The organism is Hymenobacter sp., assembly GCF_031398885.1.
Classification (GTDB): Bacteria; Bacteroidota; Bacteroidia; order Cytophagales; family Hymenobacteraceae; genus Hymenobacter.
Window position 1 is genome coordinate 144,561 of sequence record NZ_JANNOD010000056.1, and the last position, 19,483, is coordinate 164,043.

Annotated in this window: 19 protein-coding genes; 7 read left to right on the plus strand and 12 right to left on the minus strand. The window is 64.4% G+C overall.

The window, feature by feature from the left end:
• The first annotated feature begins 16 nt into the window (after nucleotides 1–16).
• Nucleotides 17–433, plus strand: a complete 417-nt coding sequence (locus RMO51_RS11320) for an STAS/SEC14 domain-containing protein (protein WP_310394696.1) — start codon at nucleotides 17–19, stop codon at nucleotides 431–433.
• Nucleotides 434–523: 90 nt separating this feature from the next.
• Here the strand turns inward: RMO51_RS11320 and lysA are convergent, their stop codons facing one another.
• Nucleotides 524–1,747 carry a diaminopimelate decarboxylase gene (lysA, locus tag RMO51_RS11325; protein WP_310394698.1) on the minus strand — a complete coding sequence of 408 codons (1,224 nt, stop codon included), beginning with the start codon at nucleotides 1,745–1,747 and terminating at the stop codon, nucleotides 524–526.
• A 254-nt stretch (nucleotides 1,748–2,001) separates the two neighbouring features.
• On the opposite strand from lysA, the gene RMO51_RS11330 reads away from it, so the two are divergent.
• Entirely contained in the window at nucleotides 2,002–2,535 is a 534-nt protein-coding gene (locus tag RMO51_RS11330; protein ID WP_310394700.1) for a DinB family protein, read from the plus strand.
• A gap of 49 nt (nucleotides 2,536–2,584) precedes the next feature.
• Here RMO51_RS11330 and RMO51_RS11335 read toward each other — a convergent pair whose 3' ends face one another.
• The 5 genes from RMO51_RS11335 to RMO51_RS11355 all read right to left on the minus strand — a co-directional run bounded on the left by RMO51_RS11335 (nucleotide 2,585) and on the right by RMO51_RS11355 (nucleotide 6,561).
• Nucleotides 2,585–3,223, minus strand: a complete 639-nt coding sequence (locus tag RMO51_RS11335; RefSeq protein WP_310394702.1) for an HAD family hydrolase — start codon at nucleotides 3,221–3,223, stop codon at nucleotides 2,585–2,587.
• Between the two features lie 65 nt (nucleotides 3,224–3,288).
• On the minus strand, nucleotides 3,289–4,059 hold the full coding sequence (locus tag RMO51_RS11340; RefSeq protein WP_310394704.1) for a creatininase family protein: 771 nt from the start codon (nucleotides 4,057–4,059) through the stop codon (nucleotides 3,289–3,291).
• Nucleotides 4,060–4,151: 92 nt separating this feature from the next.
• Complete coding sequence (locus RMO51_RS11345; RefSeq protein WP_310394707.1) at nucleotides 4,152–4,703, minus strand: GNAT family N-acetyltransferase; 552 nt, start codon at nucleotides 4,701–4,703, stop codon at nucleotides 4,152–4,154.
• A gap of 53 nt (nucleotides 4,704–4,756) precedes the next feature.
• Nucleotides 4,757–5,119 (minus strand): VOC family protein, encoded by a 363-nt coding sequence (locus RMO51_RS11350; RefSeq protein ID WP_310394708.1) that lies wholly within the window; start codon nucleotides 5,117–5,119, stop codon nucleotides 4,757–4,759.
• Between the two features lie 155 nt (nucleotides 5,120–5,274).
• Nucleotides 5,275–6,561: a TPM domain-containing protein gene (locus RMO51_RS11355; RefSeq protein ID WP_310394710.1), complete on the minus strand. Its 1,287-nt coding sequence runs from the start codon at nucleotides 6,559–6,561 to the stop codon at nucleotides 5,275–5,277.
• Between the two features lie 222 nt (nucleotides 6,562–6,783).
• Here RMO51_RS11355 and RMO51_RS11360 point away from each other — a divergent pair, with 222 nt between their 5' ends.
• From RMO51_RS11360 to RMO51_RS11370, 3 genes are all read left to right on the plus strand, one after another.
• A complete protein-coding gene (locus RMO51_RS11360) occupies nucleotides 6,784–7,353 on the plus strand; it encodes a hypothetical protein (RefSeq protein WP_310394712.1) in 570 nt (189 codons plus the stop codon).
• The gene (locus tag RMO51_RS11365; RefSeq protein ID WP_310394715.1) at nucleotides 7,350–7,997 is read left to right on the plus strand and encodes an OmpA family protein; all 648 of its coding nucleotides are present in this window, start codon (nucleotides 7,350–7,352) and stop codon (nucleotides 7,995–7,997) included. Before RMO51_RS11360 ends, RMO51_RS11365 begins: the two co-directional genes overlap by 4 nt.
• 702 nt (nucleotides 7,998–8,699) lie before the next feature.
• A complete protein-coding gene (locus RMO51_RS11370; RefSeq protein ID WP_310394717.1) occupies nucleotides 8,700–10,760 on the plus strand; it encodes an ExeM/NucH family extracellular endonuclease in 2,061 nt (686 codons plus the stop codon).
• A gap of 175 nt (nucleotides 10,761–10,935) precedes the next feature.
• Here RMO51_RS11370 and RMO51_RS11375 read toward each other — a convergent pair whose 3' ends face one another.
• From RMO51_RS11375 to RMO51_RS11385, 3 genes are all read right to left on the minus strand, one after another.
• Nucleotides 10,936–12,399: a serine hydrolase gene (locus RMO51_RS11375; RefSeq protein ID WP_310394718.1), complete on the minus strand. Its 1,464-nt coding sequence runs from the start codon at nucleotides 12,397–12,399 to the stop codon at nucleotides 10,936–10,938.
• 147 nt (nucleotides 12,400–12,546) lie between these two features.
• A complete protein-coding gene (locus tag RMO51_RS11380) occupies nucleotides 12,547–12,948 on the minus strand; it encodes a RidA family protein (RefSeq protein ID WP_310394720.1) in 402 nt (133 codons plus the stop codon).
• 106 nt (nucleotides 12,949–13,054) lie between these two features.
• On the minus strand, nucleotides 13,055–13,636 hold the full coding sequence (locus RMO51_RS11385) for a Crp/Fnr family transcriptional regulator (protein WP_310394722.1): 582 nt from the start codon (nucleotides 13,634–13,636) through the stop codon (nucleotides 13,055–13,057).
• A gap of 102 nt (nucleotides 13,637–13,738) precedes the next feature.
• Here RMO51_RS11385 and RMO51_RS11390 point away from each other — a divergent pair, with 102 nt between their 5' ends.
• Both RMO51_RS11390 and RMO51_RS11395 read left to right on the plus strand, forming a co-directional pair.
• Nucleotides 13,739–13,963: a DUF433 domain-containing protein gene (locus RMO51_RS11390; RefSeq protein WP_310394724.1), complete on the plus strand. Its 225-nt coding sequence runs from the start codon at nucleotides 13,739–13,741 to the stop codon at nucleotides 13,961–13,963.
• The gene (locus RMO51_RS11395; RefSeq protein WP_310394726.1) at nucleotides 13,960–14,307 is read left to right on the plus strand and encodes a DUF5615 family PIN-like protein; all 348 of its coding nucleotides are present in this window, start codon (nucleotides 13,960–13,962) and stop codon (nucleotides 14,305–14,307) included. The genes RMO51_RS11390 and RMO51_RS11395 overlap by 4 nt, the downstream gene beginning before the upstream one ends.
• Before the next feature lie 59 nt (nucleotides 14,308–14,366).
• On the opposite strand, the gene RMO51_RS11400 is transcribed toward RMO51_RS11395, so the two are convergent.
• The 3 genes from RMO51_RS11400 to RMO51_RS11410 form a co-directional block, all read right to left on the minus strand.
• Nucleotides 14,367–14,696 (minus strand): hypothetical protein, encoded by a 330-nt coding sequence (locus RMO51_RS11400; protein WP_310394727.1) that lies wholly within the window; start codon nucleotides 14,694–14,696, stop codon nucleotides 14,367–14,369.
• Nucleotides 14,697–14,958: 262 nt separating this feature from the next.
• Nucleotides 14,959–15,792, minus strand: coding sequence for a DUF3800 domain-containing protein (locus RMO51_RS11405; protein WP_310394729.1), 834 nt, complete (start codon nucleotides 15,790–15,792; stop codon nucleotides 14,959–14,961).
• A 70-nt stretch (nucleotides 15,793–15,862) separates the two neighbouring features.
• The gene (locus tag RMO51_RS11410) at nucleotides 15,863–19,369 is read right to left on the minus strand and encodes a ribonucleoside-diphosphate reductase subunit alpha (protein ID WP_310394731.1); all 3,507 of its coding nucleotides are present in this window, start codon (nucleotides 19,367–19,369) and stop codon (nucleotides 15,863–15,865) included.
• Between the last annotated feature and the right edge of the window lie 114 nt (nucleotides 19,370–19,483).

Consider the following 19,483-nt stretch of genomic DNA (forward strand, 5'->3'; position numbering starts at 1 on the left):
CCCTTTGCCGCTGCTTATGCCCACTGCCCGTACCATCTATTTTGAGAACAGCGTTGGCCGCATTTGGGAAGAGCCCGATGCCTACCTCCGGCTGGAGTACCGGCCCGGCCCACGCGAGGAAACGCACTTCCGGGCCTTGCTCAACCATTTGGCGCAGGCCCTGGCCCGCCGGGGCTGGCACCGCATTCTCGTCGACCAGCAGGCCATGGCGCCCTTCTCGCCCGGCGAGCAGGAGTGGATGACCACCCAGTGGCTGCCCCGCGCCGTGCACGAGCATGGCTACCGCCTCGGGGCCGTGGTGGTGGCCCACAACGTTTTTGCGCGCCTGGTTATGAACCAGTTGGTTATGGCCACCCGCGACCTGCCCCACACCTACCGCACGTTCGAAAGGGACGCGGACGCCGTGGCGTGGCTAACGTCCGTGAGGAATTGAGAAAGAGTTAACAGGGGAGAAGTGAGAAGTGAGAGGTCCGTTCGGTAATCCAGACGGACCTCTCCCCTCCCACTTCTCACCTCTCCTCTGTTAACTTTTCGCTGCCACTTCCACCGCTACTTGCCCGGCCAGCAAGTCCTCGAATGTCTGGCGGCGGCGGATGAGGCGCAGCTCGCCGCCTTCGAGCAGCACTTCGGCCGGGCGGGTGCGCGAGTTGAAGCTGCTGCTCATCTCGAAGCCGTAGGCGCCGGCGTTGTGGAAGGCCAGCAGGTCGTTTTCGCGGATTTCGGGCAGCAGCCGGTCCCAGGCGAAGGTGTCGGTTTCGCAGATGTTGCCCACCACGGTGTAGAGCCGCCCCGTGCCCTTGGGGTTGGTCAGGTTGCTGATGTGGTGGTAGCTGTCGTAGAACATGGGCCGGATGAGGTGGTTGAAGCCCGAATTGACGCCCGCAAACACCGTGGCCGTGGTTTGCTTCACCACCGCCACGCTCACCAGCAGGTAGCCGGCTTCGCTCACCAGGTACTTGCCCGGCTCGAACCAGCACTCCAGCGGCCGGCCGTATTCTTGCTCGAAATTCTTGAAGGCCGCCGCCACTTGCTGGCCGAGGGAATTCACGTCCGTTTCGGCGTCGCCGGGCTTGTAGGGCACCTTGAAGCCCGAGCCCAGGTCCAGAAAATCCAGCTCGGGAAAGCGGCCGGCGGCGTCGAACAGGATTTCCAGGGCCCGCATGAACACGCCCACGTCCTTGATTTCGGACCCCGTGTGCATGTGCAGGCCGCGCACGTGCAGGCCGGTGCCCTTCACCACGCGCTCCAGGTGCCGCAGCTGGTGGATGCTGATGCCAAACTTGGAGTCGATGTGGCCGGTTTGAATCTTGTAGTTGCCGCCGGCCTCGATGTGCGGGTTCAGGCGCACGCACACCGGGTAGGCCCCGCCAAACGTGGCCCCAAAGCGCTCCAGCAGCGAGATATTGTCGATGTTGAGGTTCACGCCCAGCTCCTTGGCTTCCACCAGTTCCTCAAACGTCACGCTGTTGGGCGTGAACAGAATGTTTTCCGGCTCGAAGCCCGCGTGCAGCCCCAGCCGCACCTCGTTGATGCTCACGCAGTCGAGCCCCGCGCCCAGGCCGTGCACGTGGCGCAGAATGCTCACGTTGCTCAGCGCTTTGCAGGCGTAAAAGAAACGCGTGGGGTGGCCCCGGAAGGCCTGCTCAAGTTTGTCGTACTGCCCGGTGATGGTCGCCGAGTTGTATACGTAAAGAGGGGTGCCGAACTGGTCGGCCGCGGCGCGCAGCGCATCGTTGATACCTGACATAGTTGCAAAAGTACGGCCTATTGTGGGGGTGATGGAGTGACGGGGTGACGGGAGTAAGGAAGCGAATACTCGGCGGAATGAACGTGGTGTAATTGACCGTCCTGCCGAGCTTGCCGAAGCGTCTCGCTCGCGCCGCCAATCAGTAGTACTACAACGATGCGAGCGAGATGCTTCGGCAAACTCGGCAGGACGTTCCTTTTTTACAGTTTCATCTCCTCATTTCTTCATCACCCTGTCACTTCACCATTTAAAAAATGCCCACCCCCCAACCCCTCGAAGTGTGGCTGCGCGGCCCCCTGCCCGACGTGCCGCCGCTGTTGCAGCCGGTGGCCCACGCGCTGCTGCAAGTCCGCGAAGAGCTCACCGCCGCCCTGCGCGACTTTCCGCCCGCACTGCTCAACGAGCGGCCCGGTGGCGTGGCCTCGGTCGGCTTTCACCTCCAGCACATGGCCGGCGTGCTCGACCGGCTGCTGACCTACGCCCGCGCCGAAGCCCTGACCGCGGAACAGCTAGCGGCCTTTGCCGCCGAGGAACCGCCGCTGGCTCTCGCGCCCACGGCCGTAGCCGAGCTGGTACAGCGCTTCAGTGCGCACGTTGACGCCGCCCTGACGCAGCTGCGAACCACCGATGAAACAACCCTGACGGCACCGCGCGGCGTGGGCCGGGCGCAGGTGCCGTCCACGCTCATCGGCTTGCTGGTGCACGCCGCCGAGCACACCACGCGCCACCTGGGCCAGCTGCTGGTCACCGCCCGCTGGGTGACTTACGCTGCGATTAATGAAGAATGAGGAACTTATGCCCCGTTTACCAATTCCTCATTCCTCATTCTTCATTCTTTTACAGCATCTGCCGCAGGTCGCTCAGTTGGGTTATGCGCTGGGGGGCTTCGGTGGTGGTGAGGCGGCCAAACCCGTAGGTAGCGAAGATGAACGGCACCTCCGCGGCCTGGCTGGCGGCGAGGTCGCCGGCGGTGTCGCCCACGTACACGGGCGCCCGCAGGCCGTACTGGGCCACCACTTCGCGGATGTTTTCGGCCTTGGGCAGCTTCTTGGTGCCGAAGCACTGGTGGCCTTCGAAGTAATGCCCGAGTTGGCTGTGGGCGAAGAAAGCCTCCACGTACCCCAACTGGCAGTTGCTGACGATGAACAGGCGGTAGCCCCGGCCGGCCAGGTAGCGCAGGGTGTCCTCCAGCCCAGCGTACAGCGCGCCGCCGTGCGCACGGGCCGCGGCCAGCTCCTGGCGGGCGCACAGGGCGCGGTACTCGTTCAGCTTGTCCGCCGGCAGGCCGGGAAACAGTTGTTCGTACACCGCCTCGTACGGCTGCCCGGTCACGGCCCGCACCTGGGCCAGCGTCACGTCGTCGTCGACGTAATCCACGCTGTTTTTGGCAACCTGGAACGCCCGGGTGATGGCGGCCGACGCGTCCCACAGGGTACCGTCAAGGTCAAAGATTACGCTGTCGAAGCGGGACGGCATGGCGGGTGGTAAAAGAGAGAAGGAAGAGGGAGGAAAGAGATGGCGCGCGGGCGCGGCGGCGGTTGCTACTCGTACAGGTCCCGCGGGTCGGCGGCGGCCAGCTCTACCAGAAACTGCGCGATGTTGGTGGTCACGGCTTCCAGCAGGGCCTGGCCTTTTTCCGCGGTGGCCCCGGCCGGGTTGCCCGAGCCCGTATCGGCCGTCACCTGGCTCCACTCGCGCTGCGTCCAGGCCCAGCCCTGGCGCAGGGCCGCGATGCGGAACTGCTTGGCCGCGCCGTCGCCGGCTTCGGCCAGCGGGCGCACCAGCGCGGGGGCAATGTGCAGCATGGCGCTGGTTTCCAGCTCGTCGGCGTGGTCGCCAGGGGCCGTAAAGAACTGGCTCCGGTCGGCGGCCCGGAACCAGGTGAGCGTGCTCAGGAACACGGCCGGAAACTCGGCCTGCAGCTCCCGCAGAATTTGCCGGAAGTCGTTGCCGCCGTGCCCGTTCAGCACCACCAGCTTCGGCAGGCCTTGCCGGGCTAGCACCCGCACCACGTCGCGCAAAATGGCCAGCTGCGTGCTCGGGTTCAGGTTTATGTCGAGCGTGATGTCGAGCTGCCCGGTGTTCACACCGAACGGAATGTTGGGCAGCACCACCACTTTCGCCCCCCGGTCCCAGGCCCGGCGCGCGGCCTCGGCGGCCACGTACTCCACCTGCACGTTGTCGGTGGCGTAGGGCAGGTGGTAGTTGTGGGCTTCGGTGGCGCCCCAGGGCAGCACCACCACTTCGTACCGCATTTCGCGTACGGTTTGCCAGGTGGTTTCGGCGAGGATATAGGGCCGGGGGCTTGTCATCAGCGGGCAGGTTTACGGGGAAGAAAATTAAGCGGCCGGCCCTCCGACCTGTCTGGGCGGGCAGCGGCTGGGGTGCAAGCTGCCGGGGCTTTCTACCCGGCTCCGGGCCGCTCCAGCAGCACGATGGGCTCGCCCTTGTACGTGGTGCGGGCGTATTCGCGGTACCCGAACTTTGCGGCCAGCCGCAGCGAGGGCTGGTTCTCGGGGTGAATGATGCACACCGTGCGCACGGGGCCAAAATGCGCCTCGCCCCAGGCCACGGCGGCGGCCACGGCCTCGGTGGCGTAGCCTTGGCCGTGGGCGGCGGGGTCCACTACCCAGCCCATTTCGGGTGCCTCGCCCAGGGCCGGCGCCAGGTCGCGCTTGAGGTTGAGAAAGCCGACGGCCCCCACAAACCGGCCGCTGGCTTTTTCTTCCACGGCCCAGAACCCGTAGCCCAGCAGCACCCAGTGGCCGGCGCTGCGCAGCACCAGCTTCCACACTTCCTCGGCCGGCATGGGCTCGGAGCCGAAATAGCGGTGGTAGGCGGGCGTCCGACTCAGGGCAAACCACGCGGCGAAGTCATCGGCGCGGAAGCCGCGCAGGACCAGGCGGCTGGTTTCCAATACCGGAACGGCTTGCAAAGGGGAGACCAGGGAAGACATAAGGACGAAAATGGCCCGGCCAGGGAAATGAGCTACAGTTAATATCCTTTGGCTCAGGCCGGTAGGGCGAAGTGCGGATTTTGAATTACACCGAGCAGGTTGCCGAACGGGTCGAGCACGGCTCCGAGCAAAATCCCGCCGCCCACGTCGTGCACGGCCTCGCCGGGGTGGGCCCCCAATTCGAGGAGCCGGGCGAACGCGGCCGCGGCGTCGGGCACGCCCCAGTAGGCCGTGGGGCCGGCTTGGCCCGCCGCCGTGTGCTGCGGCACCAGCCCCAGCTCGTAGCCGCCCACGTTGAAGCCGACGTAGAACGGCTCGTCAAAATAAGGGGCCTGGGCCAGTGCAACGCGGTACCACGCGCGGGCCTCCGCCAAATCCCCGACCGGGTAAACCACCGTGCGCAAGCCTTGGAACATGAGGAAGGAGCTGAAAGAGTGAACGGGGGCGAAAGGTAGCCCGATTTTTCATCCTCCTTCGCCCCGGCCCGCCGGGGTTGCCGCCAGGGCCGCTTCAAGCAAACGGGCCCCGGCACTCTCTGTACCGGGGCCCGTTTATCGCGCGTGGCCTTGCCTTAAAACGAGCCGCTGTCGCCGCTGTCGCCGTCGAAGCCGCCCCCGCCGCTGTCAGCGGAAGAAGTGTCGTCGTAGGACGAGTTGTCGTCGGCCGAGAAATAGTCGCCCGAGGTGTTATCCGCCGCCGACTCATCGGCCGAGAAATAGTCCGGGGCGGGCGCGGCCCCGCCGTCGCGCGAGGAAAAGTAGTCGCCGGCCGCGCCAGTGCCGGCGGCTCCGGCCGCACCCGCGCCCGCCGCAGTGCCCGCGTCCAGATTACTAGCGCTGCCGTCGCCCGCCAGGTTATTGCCCGACGACGGGTCGTTGCCATCGGCCAGGCGGTTGCCGAGGTAGGCGCCGGCTGCCACGGCGGCCCCCGTGGCCAGAATACCGCCCATGCCCATGCCGCCGCCCATGCCACCCATCATCCCGCCCTGGTTGGGCGCGCCGCCGTAGCTGCCTTGCCCTTGACCGAAGCCGGGGCCGCCCGCGGGACCAGTGGGCCGGTTGGGCAGGAAATTAGGCGTGGCGTTGGGCGCACCCGGGGCCGGGTTGGCCGCCGAGCTGCGGCCCCGGAACATCCGAATCAGAAACCAGAGCACTCCCCCCACCAGCAAGGCCCCAATGAGCAGCGTGCCAATTCCAAGGCCGGACGATGCCGGCTCCGGCGCCGGTGCTGGGGTTTGTGCCACGGGCTCGGCCCCGATGGCAGGGACGGCGGCGTTGCTAGCGTCCACGCCGTTGGCACCGGCTGAGGCGGTGGCAGAGGCTCCGGCCGCGCTACCGGCCGGGGCTTCTTCCTGCGCCGAGCCGGGATTGGCCGTGGCCATCAGCGTGTTCAGGCCAGCCCGCAGCCCCACGAAGTAATTGCCCTGCTTGAAACCGGGCGCCATCTGGCCGATGACGCGGCGGGTGACGGCGGGCGTGATGGTGGCGGCCAGGCCGCTGCCGGGCTGGATGGTCACCTTGCGCTCTTGCTGGCTGATGAGCACCACGAGGCCGTTGTTTTTGTCGCGCTGGCCCACGCCCCAGGCGGTGCCCAGGGCCCGGCCGTAGTCGGCCACCTCGCGGCCCCCCAGCGAGGGCACGGTCACGACGACGAGTTGCGTGCCGGTGTTGTCGGCATAGCGGCGCAGGCCACTTTCCAGCTTCTTGGCGTCGGCCGGAGCCAGCAGCTGGGCCTGGTCGTTCACGAAGCGGAAGGGCGCGGGCCGGGGCGGCAGGCCAGCGGCGTCGGTTTGGGCGGCGGCCGGCTGGCCCAGGCCGGTGGTCAGAAATAGCCAAAGAAGGAGCAGGAGGCGGTTCATAGCTGAGCAGCTGAAGTGAAAAAAAGAAGCGTTGCGCCACCCTTGTACGGCCATCGCATCTGATTGGCCGTTTTTAAGACCTGGCCAACCACCGGAGCCGCGGCTTCGGGCGAGGCCCTTCCTCGCATTTTTCCTCGCATTGTTGAGGCGCGGGCGCGGAGCCTCCAAACAACTCTCTGTTATTCTGATGCGTATCACAAACCCTAACCAATGTTCAGCTTCATGAATAAGCCCCTCATTGCCCTAGGCGTAGTGCTGCTCGGCCTCACCAGCTGCGGCCAGAAGCCCGCCGAAGAAACTACCACCGCTCCTGCCGCCACCACCGCGCCGGCCCCCGCGGCACCAGTGGCCAGCGCCCCGCCCGAAACCGGCGTTGCCCGCGCCGAGGTGGCCCCGCCCCCGCCCGCCGCGGCCCTGGACACCCAGCCCGGCCCCAGAGGCACGCAGGTGGCGCTCACCAAGGCCTTGGTGCGGGGCGACATCCTGACGGTGGAGTTGCAGTACAGCGTGAGTCCGAACGCCGACAGTGAGCCCATAGTCCATGAGCCGTTGTCCCAGGTAAACTACATCGACGATGCCACTTCCCGGAAATACGGGGTATTGAAAGACCAGGAGGGCGCCTACATGGCATCGCCCATGAGGTCAGATAACAAAGAGCTGCGGGTTCTTACTTCCAAAACCGGCCCGGCCATCGTCACTGTGAAGTTCCCGGCGCCGCCCCCCACCAGCCAGACCATTTCCCTGACCATTCCCAACGCAGGCTCCTTCAACGGCGTGGCCGTGCAGCGATGAGCAGCCCGCGCGGAGCCGGCGGCTGGCTGGCGCTGGCCCTACTGGCCGGGGCCTGCTCCGACCCCCAGGCCACCACCCAAACTTCCGACCCTGGCCAGCGCCTGACCGGCAGCACCAGCCAGCCGGGAGCACCGGCCGCTACCTCCACCAACCAGCCGCCGGCCGCACCCGCGCCGCCCGCCACCGCCCGCGCGCCCCTCGACCCGGGCCAACGCCTCACGGGCTCGGTAAGCGACCTCGACGGTCTCATCAGCGACCTGGGCGGTAAGCAAACGGCGGCGGGCTTGGTCATCAGCTTCAACGCCGACGTGGTGTTTGATTTTGACAAGGCCGACCTCAAGCCCGAGGCCCAGCCCACGCTGCAAAAGCTGGCCCAGGTGGTGCGGCAATCAGCCAAGAGCCGCGTCCTCATCAACGGCTACACCGACGCCAAAGGCGACGATGCCTACAACCTGCGCCTATCGCAGCAGCGGGCCCAAGCCATTGCCGACTGGCTTCGTGCCCACGAGGCCGGCGGCGTGGGCCAGACCCAGGTGAAGGGCTACGGCGAAGCCAACCCCGTGGCCCCCAATGCCAAGCCCGACGGCAGCGACAACCCCGCCGGCCGGCAGCAAAACCGCCGCGTCGAAATTATTATTTCCTGACCGCGCCGCCTTCAACCGAGGCCTGGCGTCAGCCTGCCGGTTCCACCACCCGCGCCCAGCGCAGGCAGCCATCGGATACGGGGCCCGTCGGGCGAAAGCCGTTGCGAAGCAGCGCGCGCGGCCGGATGGTCGGCGTCGGTGCGCCCCCCTGGCCGTGAGCTGCTTCAGAAAAAGACCACGGCTGCCCGCCGACTGGCCAGTCGGCGAGCATAGCCGCGCCCGGCAAGGCGGGGAAGGGGAAATAATGCGACCTGTACATCTCGGCCGTGAGCGGCGCGGCGGGCGGCCAGCAGCAGCAGGCGGGAGGTGCGGGCAATGAGCGGAATCATGGGCCGATTACACGAAACGGCCGCACCGCTGCCACGCCTACGCCCTTTGCCAACGCCCGCAGCGCAGCCTGGGCTCTTCTTTTTCTGAGCAATGCCCGGTTTCTTGGAAGAGTGACTTCGGGCTGCGGCTGCGGCTAGCGAAGCTGTTGGGGAATTTATGTTCTTCACGAAGTAGGTGCGCAATCCCACCCTACCCGCTTTTGCAAGTCGCTTCGTGGCATGTACATAAAAGGCTGGGAGCATCGTGCAGCGCCGCGCGCCGCAGGACCGGAATTTGAATTCCCAAGCCCCTCGTATTTAGGAGTTGAGAAACCTGTGCTAACATTCGGATAATACCTTTACCTTCCCCCTTAAATTTACTTTCAACTTTCTTATGCCATATAAAATTACGCTAGTTGTCAGCCTGTTCTTGTTGGCCCGCTTGTCGGGTGCTACCTCCATCGGCGCCGTTCAAGGCAGCGGAGCGGCGGCGGCGGCGGGCACATACACGGTTGAGGGGGTCGTGACGGGCGTGTACCCCGGCCTGAGCCCCGCCGGCTTCTACGTGCAGAACGACGCGGCCACCGCCGACGGCGACCCCGCCACGTCCGATGCCTTGTTTGTGGCGCAGGTGGCCCCCATTGTGAGCGTCGGCGACCGGGTGCGCATTACCGGGGCGGTGCAGGAGGGCGCGGGCGCACCTTCGTTCAACCAAGCCGTGCTCACCGACCCGGCCATTACGGTAGTGGCGGCGGGCCAGGCCCTGCCGGCGTTTGTGGTCCTGCAAAACGCCGCGTTCTCGACCGCGACGGCCGAGCGTTACGAGGGCATGCGGGTGCGGTTTGCGGCCCCGCTGACGGTGACGGACAACTACACCCTCAAGCAGCGCGGCGAGCTCACGCTCTCGGCGGTGGGCCTGACGTACCAGGCCACGCAGTTTATCGACCCCAACGACGCCACCGCCACCGGCACCAGCAGCACCGGCACCGCCAACCTCGCCGCCGTCGTGGACTACCAGGCCGCCAACGACGCCAAGAGCCTGGTGCTGGACGACGGCAGCGCGGCCACCAACCCGCAGCCCACGCCCTACCTCGACCCCGCGCTCGGCACCGTGCGCGTGGGCAGCACCGTGGCCAACCTGCGCGGCATTCTGGGCTACGGCTTTGGCCGGTGGCGCGTGCAGCCGCTGGCCGGCGCCGACGCCCCCGTAATAGCAACGACGCGGCCCGCCGGCCCGCCCGTTTTCGGCCCGCTCGACCTGAAGCTGGCCAGCTTCAACGTGCTGAATTATTTCAACGGCGACGGGGAGGGCGGCGGCTTTCCCACGGCCCGCGGCGCCAAAACGCCGGCCGACTTCGCCCGCCAGCGCACCAAACTAATTGCGGCCCTCCGCCAGATGAACGCCGACGTGGTGGGCCTGACCGAGATTGAGAACGACGGCACCGGCGCCACTTCGGCCATTCAGGACCTGGTGAATGGGCTGAACCAGGCCATGGGCGCCAACACCTACGTTTTCGTGAACGACGGCAACTCCGTGCGCCAGCCCAACAACACCGACCTCATTCACTGCGCCATCGTGTACAAGCCCGCTGCTGTGCGGCCGATGGGCCCGCCGATGGTGGCCGCCGTGGAGGGCGTGTTTGAGCGCCCCCCGGTGGCCCAGATATTCGTCACCCGGCGCAAGGAGCGGCCCGACACGCTGGCCTTCGTCGTCAACCATTTCAAGTCCAAGAGCAGTGGCAGCGGCCCGGACGAAGACCAGAACGACGGGCAGGGAGCTTCCAACGAGCGCCGCCGGGCCCAGGCCCGGGCGCTGGTGGCCTTCATCAACCAGACGGTGATACCGGCCGGCGCCGCCCGGGTGGTGAGCGCGGGCGACTACAACGCCAACTACGAAGAGGACCCCATCGACATCCTGCGGGCGGCCGGGCTGGTGCCGGCCACCCCGCCCACCAGCGCGTCCTTCGTGTTCAAGGGCCTCACCGGCTCGCTCGACCACGCCGTGGTGACCAGCAACCTGGTGGGTTTTCTCGACGTGCAAAAGTGGCACATCAACTCGGGCGAGCCCGCTTTCCTGCAGTTCGACCAAGCCGGCGACGCCACCGACACCGACGCCCCGTTCCGCTGCTCCGACCACGACCCCGTGCTCATCGGCGTGAACTTCGCGGGCATCCGCAACGCCGCGTCGGCCAAGTCAACCAACCGCTTGTTCGTGTACCCCAACCCGGCGGCCGGGGCCCGGGCGTTTAGCCTGGCCGACGTGCCCGCCAGCGCCGGCTTGCTCACCCTGGATTTTGCGCTGCCGCAAGGCCCGCGGCTGCTTTCGCTGCACGGCACGCCGGCCCTCATCCAGGGCGAGCTCAACCGCTACACCACCCACCTCGCCCCCGGCATTTACGTGCTAAAGCTGCGCGGCAAGAATTACCAGCAAACCCAGCGCGTAATGAAGGAGTAGCTCACCGCGAGCCTGCCCCGCTCCAAGCCACGCAAACAGCCACGCCGCGCCCGGGGAAAAGCTACTCTACCACGGAAACAACCTGTCCGGCAGGCCCCGTAAAATCCCGGCTTGTGGGCGTCTCCGCCAAACCCGACCGGTGGGGCGGTGGGCCCGGCCTTCGCGGCCCGCACCGCTATTTTTTCGCGGCCAGCAGCGCTGGCAGCACGTATTTGGGCATCAGCTCGTTCGGCGGGGTGTCGCGGGCGGCGTTGTAGTTGCCCCCGGTGAAAACCACCACCGCGTCGAGGGCGGGCAGCACGTAGAGCTTCTGGCCGCCGTTGCCGGTGGCCATGCGGGCCTCCACGGTTTGGCCGTTCACCTGGAACTGCTGGTGCCACCAGAAGTAGCCGTAGGACTTGCTGCCCAATTGGCTGTACTTGCCCCAGGACTTCTCGACCCAGGCCGCGGGCAGCACCTGCTGGCCGGCCCACTGCCCGCGTTGCAGGTAGAGCACCCCGAACTTGAGGAAGTCGCGCGGGGTGAGGTAGAGCTGGGCCACGGTGGGGTTGGTGTTGTCGAGGCGGTAGTTCCAGCGGTAGTTGACGATGCCCAGGGGCTTGAACAGGCTGGTTTCGGCGAACTGGGGCAGGGGCTGGCCGGTAGCGTTTTCCACGGTTTTGCCCAGCACCGCCACCGCGCCCGAGCAGTAGGAGCCCGCCGCGCCGGGGGGGCTGGTCAGGGGTAAATCCAGCACAAACTTCACCCAGTCGGCCTGCGGGTACATCTTCTCCTCATTGCCGGCCGACTTACCGCCGTCGTTGTCGTTGCAGTCGAGGCCGGTGCGCATAGTGAGGAAATCCCGCACCGTCCAGTCCTGCTTGCGGGCGTCGGCGTTGGCGTAGCCGGGGTACTTGAAATAGGGCAGCAGCCGGTCCTGCTCGCTCTGGATGGCCTGCCGCTGCACCGCCGCCCCCACCAGCGCCGACACGAAGCTCTTCGAGGCCGAGCGCAGCTGGTGGAGCTGCTGCCGGTCGTAGCCGTAGAAATACTCTTCCAGCACCAGCTTGCCCCGGTGCCAGATGAGCACGCTGTGCACGTTGGGGTACTCCCGCTCGTCAATCAAAGCCTGCACCATGGCTTGCAGCGGGGCGGGGCTCAGGCCCCCGGCCGCCAGGCTGGCGGTGAGCAGGCCGTCGGCGACGGTGGCGGGCGGCTGGTAGGCGTAGCGCGGGCGGCGCCCGTCGGGCAGGCGCCGGGCGTACATCGAAGCCGGGGCCTTGGCCGTGGTGCCCGACAGCCGCTTGTAGAATGTGCCCCGCTCCACAAACCCCGCCACGGCCCCGGCCGCGTCGCGCCGGAACGGAATGGTGTCGCCCTGGCCGTTGAGGAACAGGTCGCGCCGCAGCCGGCGCACGGGATACTCGGCCTCGTCGATGACGGCCACCAGCAGGCTGTCCTTGGGCAGCAGCTGCAGCGAGCCGCCGTACTGCCGCTGGTACTCGTAGGTGCCCAGGTACTCGTTGAGCGGGTTGGGCGCAATGCGGCGGGCGGGCTGGGCCGCGGCGGCCGGCGCCAGCAGCAGCAAGGCCACCGTGGCCCACCAGGTACGCCGGGCGCGGGGCCGCCCCGGAAGCATTGTTGCTGCTGTTGGTTTCATGACCAGACCCGTTAGAGAGAGGCCCGAAGGTATTGCCTTTGTCGTAAAACCCGCTCCTGCCCGGCCGGCACCGCCATTGGCGCCCAAAACAAACCAGCCGCGCCCGGTACCGGGCGCGGCGGGGCGCGGCTGGCCGCTTGGGCACCACTAGCGCACGGCCGTGGCTTCCACTTCCACTTTCAGCCCCTCAAAGGCCAGGAAGTTTACTTCTACCATGGTGGCCGCCGCCTGAATGCCGTGCCGGGCTACCCAATCGGTGAACTCATCGAAGCACCCGCCTTCGCCAAACAGCGCGGCGGTGTCGGTGGTGTATATGCGCAGGTGCACGATGTCGCGGCACTGGTAGCCGGCCGCCGTCACTACCTGCTCCACGTTGCCGAGCACCTGCTGGAGCTGGGCGCGCATGTCGCCGGTGCTGGGGTTGCCCTCGGCATCGATGGCGGCCTGCCCGGCGCAATAGAGCGTGGCCGACGCTTGGGTTACTTCGACCGCCTGCTGATACGCGCTTTGTGACTGCCACTGCCACGGGTTAATTGCTCGCTTTTCCATGAGGGAGGTTGTTAAGTGCGCCCGGTCCACTGGGGCCGCGGCGCGGGGTGAGGTTGCGGAGGCAAAGGTGCCGGACGGCCCCGCCTGCTCGCTGTGACTTAACGCACTATTTCGGGAAGCGGCCCGGCTCCGCCAGCCGGCTCAGGGTTTCGCGCGACACGCCCAGGTAGGCGGCCAGCAGCGTTTTCGAAACCCGCTGCGGCAGCGTGGGGTACTGGCGCAGCAGCAGCTCGTACCGCTCGCGGGCCGGCAGGGCCAGCAGCGACAGGATGCGCTGCTGCGCGGCCACTCCGCCCCGCGTGAATTTGACGAGGAAAAATCGCGCCATCTGGGGCAGGTGGCGGCAGAGGTAGTCGTAGCCCGCCAGCGGCAGGCCCCACACGGCCGTGTCTTCGAGGCATTGCAGCGCCAGGGTGGCCGGCGTCTGGGCCAGGTAGGCCGCGAAGTCGCCTTCCCACCAGTCTTCCGAAGCAAACGACACCACGTGGGCCCGGCCCGCGGCGTCGGTATGCACCAGCTTCAGCAGGCCTTTCAACACGAAGTACATCTCCCGCACCCGCTCCCCTTCCCGAATCAGAAACTCATGCTTGCGAAACTGCCGGCGGGTGAACTGCGCCAGCACCAACGCAAATTCCTCGTCGGTGAGCGGCACAATTTGTTCCAGGTGCTCTCGTAACTGCTGCGGCATAGGCCCCTACATACGAAAACGCCCCGGTCGGGGGTATCCCCGGGAGCCCCCCAGCCGCCCCCGGGGCGAAGCGGCGGGGTGAAACCCCAGTATCTTCACCCTATGGAATCCTTGCTCTCGCGCATCACCACCAACCCGCGCCAGTGCGGCGGCCGGCCTTGCATCCGCGGCATGCGCATCCGCGTGGCCGACGTGCTCCAGCTCTTTGCCGCCGGCCTCACCGCCGAGCAGATTCTGGCCGAGATGCCCGACCTCGAAGCCGCCGACCTGCAAGCGGCCCTGCAATACGCCGCCCGCCAGATTGACTACCCGCGCCTCGCCGCATGACCCTCTGGATTGACGCGCACCTCTCGCCGCTCATCGCCGCGTGGCTGACGTGGACCTTCACCGACGTTCAAGCCGTGCCCCGGCGCGACCTGGGCTTACGCGATGCCGAGGACGAAGAAATCTTCCAGGCCGCCAAAGCCGCTGGGGTCGTCGTCCTCACCAAAGACGCCGACTTCCGCCACCTGCTCGACCGGTTCGGCCCGCCGCCCCAGGTCCTCTGGCTCACCTGCGGCAACACGTCCAACGAGAAGTTGCAAGAAGTGCTGCGCGCCACCCTGCCCGCCGCAATGGAGCTGTTAGCAGCAGGTGAGCCGCTGATTGAAATCGGCAACGCGCTGCCTTAGCTGGCCCCACGGCCTCCCACCACCACCCCAGCCGCTCCCGCGGCCGCGGCTTGGTGAGACTACATAACGAGCAAATCCCAGACCGTGTACTTCATACTCTCATACGGCTTGTAGACCACCACTTTTACCGTCAAGTCGCTTGGCTCATTGTCTGCCCACAAGTCAAAGTGAGCCATTGACTCATTAGTGTCGTCGATGTCAATAACCCAAACGGTAGCAAATGCTTCCATAGGTGGCTGCGTCAGCTTTCCCGGATATTGCCTTACAGCTTCTTCCAGCCACTCCGGTGTTTGTCGCTCCTCTTGGCTTTCATCCACCAGCTTTTGGTAGTTGCCATTTACAAGGTCAGTGACCACCTGGGCCATCAAGGCTGACAAATACTGATTCATAGCAGCAAGGTATCCTCAAAACCAAACCAGCCGCGCCCGGGGCGGGGGTGGCTGGAGAAGCTTTTTAAGCATTATTAGAAGGCAGTAGGTATCATAATCCACTTCCGAACACTAGAAACATAAAGATGGGTAGCTGCGTTTTTAATAAGGCTTTTAGCGAAAGTTTAGTAGAACCTTCCCATCTTTGCTGTAGAAAAGCTCTGTAGCTCCCGAACGCCCAAGTTCCACTTGGGAAGTTTATGTAGGGAGAACGGAGCTTTTTCTATTTCTTATACTTCGTAGTATCCACCTCTTTAGCATTGGGCACGAAAAGCCAATGTCTATAAGCATGGAGCCAACGGTTCTCCAGGCCGCCGCCACGTAAGCCGGTAGAACAGCCACAATTGAAAGCAGGGAGCAGTCTTTGGATTCGCCCATTGATGTGCTTGTACAACTTCTCTTTTGCAATGGTCCGCTTGCCACGGTACCGGGCACCATCTGGTTTTTCAAGGTGCTTGTCGTTAAGACGAAAGGCCATACTACCAAGCACTACATCCAGTAGCTGAAGTAACCGGTGAGCTTTAGAGTCAACTTCAGTGATATCATCTTTTCTGAATTTGATATGTGCTAATCTAAACTCAGGCTTCGTTTGCAATCCCTTGATATATTCCTTGAATGCCTGCCGCTTGGGCAAGGTGTCAGGCAAATAGTCAAAATATGCTCTTACATATACTGGACGGCCAGAATCGTTGCTATAAGACAAGCCAAAAGCATGCTGGAAGAAGTGATAATAAAGAATGAAATACTCATTCTGTAACTGTTCATCCGACAAGTTGAGCGGACGATTCGCATTCTGAGTAAACATGATTCGCACCTTTAACAACCCGGCATCCATCAGGTCGAAAAAGGTGTCCATCAAGGCAATATACTTATTCAGGTAATTTGCGGTGACCTTCTGCCATTTGATTTCATTGTTGAAATGATGCTCACGACAAACTTCGTCTATCGTTTTCTCTACGCGACGCAGGTCGCGTGAGCGGACTAAAACTCCTCCGTAGAAGTTCGAAAAAAACTTGCCATCCTTGACTGATTCGTCGCAGTAAATTCGATATTCCATTAGGTAAAAAAAGCAAAAAAGGAGGCCTTAACGCCCTCCTTTTTTGAATTAAAGAATATTCCGAATCAGACTACGACCCGCAGGCCTCGCAGGCGTCCGGGTTGTCCAGCGAGCAGCTCATGTCGCTTTGGTTCTGCTCGACCAGGGCCATCGGCTCCAGGGTTTCGGCGGCTTGCTTTTCCACCGTGAACTTGATGGCGTCGGCGGCGGCTTTGGTGCGCAGGTAGTACATGCCCGTTTTCAGGCCGCGCTTCCAGGAGTGGAAGTGCATGCTGGTGAGCTTGCCGAAGTTCACGTTTTGCACGTGCAGGTTCAGGCTCTGGCTCTGGCAGATGTAGGCCCCGCGGTCGGCGGCCAGGTCGATGATGCGGCGCTGCGAGATTTCCCACACCGTCTTGTAGAGGTCCTTGATGTGCTGCGGCACGCGGGCAATACCCTGCACCGAGCCGTTGGCGGCGATGATTTCCTGCTTCATCGCGTCGTTCCACAGGCCCAGGGCCACCAGGTCCTTCAGCAGGTGCTTGTTCACCACCATGAACTCGCCGCTGAGCACGCGCCGCACGTAAATGTTGCTCGTGTAGGGCTCAAACGACTCGTTGTTGCCCAGAATCTGGGCGGTGCTGGCTGTGGGCATGGGGGCCACCAGCAGCGAGTTGCGCACGCCGTGCTGCACTACCTCGGCGCGCAGCGTTTCCCAGTCCCAGCGGTTGCTCTCGGGCGTCACGCCCCACAGGTCGAACTGAAACTTGCCCTGGCTCAGGGGCGAGCCCGGGAAGGTTTCGTAGGCCCCGTCCTTGACGGCGAGGTCCTTCGAGGCCGTCATGGCGGCAAAGTAGATGGTTTCGAAGATGTCCTTGTTCAGGCCGGCGGCCTCGTCGCTCTCGAAGGGCATCCGCAGGGCGATGAACGTGTCGGCCAGGCCCTGCACGCCCAGCCCGATGGGGCGGTGGCGGAAGTTGCTGCGCTCGGTTTCGGGCACCGGGTAGTAGTTCACGTCGATGACCTTGTTCAGGTTCAGCGTGGCCTGGTAGGTCACCTCGTACAGCTTGTCGTGGTCGAAGGTCACGTTGCCGGCCTTGTCGGTGGTCAAGTAGCGGGGCAGCGCCACCGAGGCCAGGTTGCACACCGCAATTTCGTCCTTGTCGGTGTACTCCAGAATCTCGGTGTTCTTCGTAATCAGCCCGTTCACCGTCCAGGAATGCTCGGCGCTGTCCACGATGAGGCAGTAGGCATCTTCGCGGGGCAGCACCTCCAGGCGCTCAAACGTGGCGTGGAGCTTCTGCTTATAGCCTTCCTTGCGCAGGTTTTGCAAGTAGGCCGCGTTGCCGCGGTACTCGCCCAGGCGCGTGGTGCGCTCGGCAATCTGACAGGCTTTGACCGAGGTCAGCAACAAGCGGTATAATGGCTGGCTGGTGTAGAGCGCCTGCCCGCCCAGCCCGTTGGGCATGAGATGGGTTTCCTCGTCGCGCATTTTGGTGAGCGAGGCTTTCACGCCAAAGTTGGCCCACAGGATTTGCACGTCGGCCAGCAACGATTGCTGGGTCGAAGCCAACGAGCAGGTGGTAATTTCGCCGGCCTGCACCGTGCCATCGGCCAAATACAGCCCTTCCAAATAGCGTGACACGGTGCGCTTGCTGCCCGTCCATACAAAGGCGGGCACGGCTAGCTTACTGGCGCGGGTGAAGCCCAAGCGCTCGAAAATGCGGAACAGAATGCTCGAAGACAGCCGGTATTTCGTGCTCTTATCGGCCGTTTTGCACCGCTTGAACGTCGGCCGCTGCGCGGGCGCATAGGTCGCGGCGTGCTCGTTGCCGGTCAGGTGGGCGTAGTCGAATTCGGTTTCGTACTTTTCCACCACGCGGTGTACGGCCGCTTCAATCTCGGCACGTTGCGCCAGGGCATTATTCCAGATGTCGAGGTGAATATTTTGCTTGCTGAAGGTGCCATCACCAGCTACCAAGCCCGCCAAAAATGCCTCGTCCTCAAAATCGCCCTGGCCCCACAGGCCCTCAATTTGCTGCGTCGAGAGCTTGTCGCCGGCCACCAGCTCCTGGGCTTCTTTCCAGCCCACGTTCTCGACCCACACCTTGTGGTCGGGCGTCACTTTGTGGGTGTAGCCTTCGCGGGTGATGATGTTAACCATTTCGGCGTTGGGCCGGGGCAGGTACATTTCCGAAGCCGTCTCAATCCGCTCGCGGCCCACCACCAGGTTTTCGGTGCCGTCGGCGTACAGCTCGCCAATGGTCAGCAGCCCCTTAGCAGTTGGTACGCGCTGGTCGGCGGCGATGCAGCACAGGTTGCTCGACTTGATGGTGCCCAGGTTTTGCTGGTTGCTCTTGCCATTGGCCGCGTCCTTGAACAGCATGTAGGGCGTGCCCGTCTCGGTCTGGCTCTCCAGAATGGCAAACCACAGCTCCTGCGCCTTGATGGTGCGGCGGCCGCGGCCCTCCTTCTCGTACTTGTGGTAGAGCTTCTCGAACTCCGGGCCCCAGCTCGTGTCCAGGCCCGGGCACTCGTGGGGGCACATCAGGGTCCAGTCGCCGTTGGCTTCCACGCGCTTCATGAACAGGTCCGGCGTCCACATGGCGTAGAACAAGTCGCGGGCGCGCATTTCCTCCTTGCCGTGGTTCTTCTTCAAATCCAGGAATTCGAAGATGTCGGCGTGCCAGGGCTCCAGGTAAATGGCGAAGGCGCCCTTGCGCTTGCCGCCGCCCTGGTCCACGTAGCGGGCCGTGTCGTTGAACACCTTGAGCATGGGCACCAGCCCGTTGGAGTTGCCGTTGGTGCCCTTGATGTAGGAGCCCGTGGCGCGCACGTTGCTCACCGCCAGCCCGATGCCGCCGGCCGATTGCGAAATCAGCGCGCAGTTCTTCAGCGTGTCGTAGATGCCCTCAATCGAGTCGTCCTTCATCGTGAGCAGGAAGCAGCTCGACATCTGCGGCTTGGGCGTGCCGGCGTTGAAGAGCGTGGGCGTGGCGTGCGTGAACCACCGCTCCGACATCAGGTTGTACGTCTTGATGGCCGAGTCGATGTCTTCCTTGTGGATGCCCACCGACACGCGCATCAGCATGTGCTGGGGCCGCTCCACCACCTTGCCCTCCAGCCGCAGCAAGTAGCTCCGCTCCAGGGTTTTGAAACCGAAGAAGTCGTAGTTGTAGTCCCGGTCGTAGATAATGGCCGAATCCAGCGTGGCGGCGTTGTTGTGAATGATTTCCCACACGTCCTTGGCCAGCAGCGAGGCGTTGTCGCCGTTCTTGGGGTCCTCGTAGGTGTACAGCCGCTTCATCGTGCTGCTGAACGACTTGCTGGTCACCTTGTGCAGGTTGCTCACCGCAATGCGGGCCGCCAGGATGGCGTAATCCGGGTGCTTGGTGGTGAGCGAGGCGGCCGTCTCGGCGGCCAGGTTGTCCAGCTCCACGGTCGTCACGCCGTCGTAGATGCCGTCAATCACCTTCTTGGCCACTTCAATGGGCGACACGAAATCCATGTGCAGCCCGTAGCAGAGCTTCTCAATGCGCGCCGTGACCTTGTCAAACTTCACGGATTCGCGGCGGCCGTCGCGTTTAATTACTAGCATACCAGTCGTGTTTTGGTTGGAATTTATAAGAAAGCGGCCGGCTTCGGGAGCGCGGCCGCGAGGAGAGCGGGGGTGAAAAAGCAGTGCCGGAGCGCCAAGCGGTGGGCGCCCCCG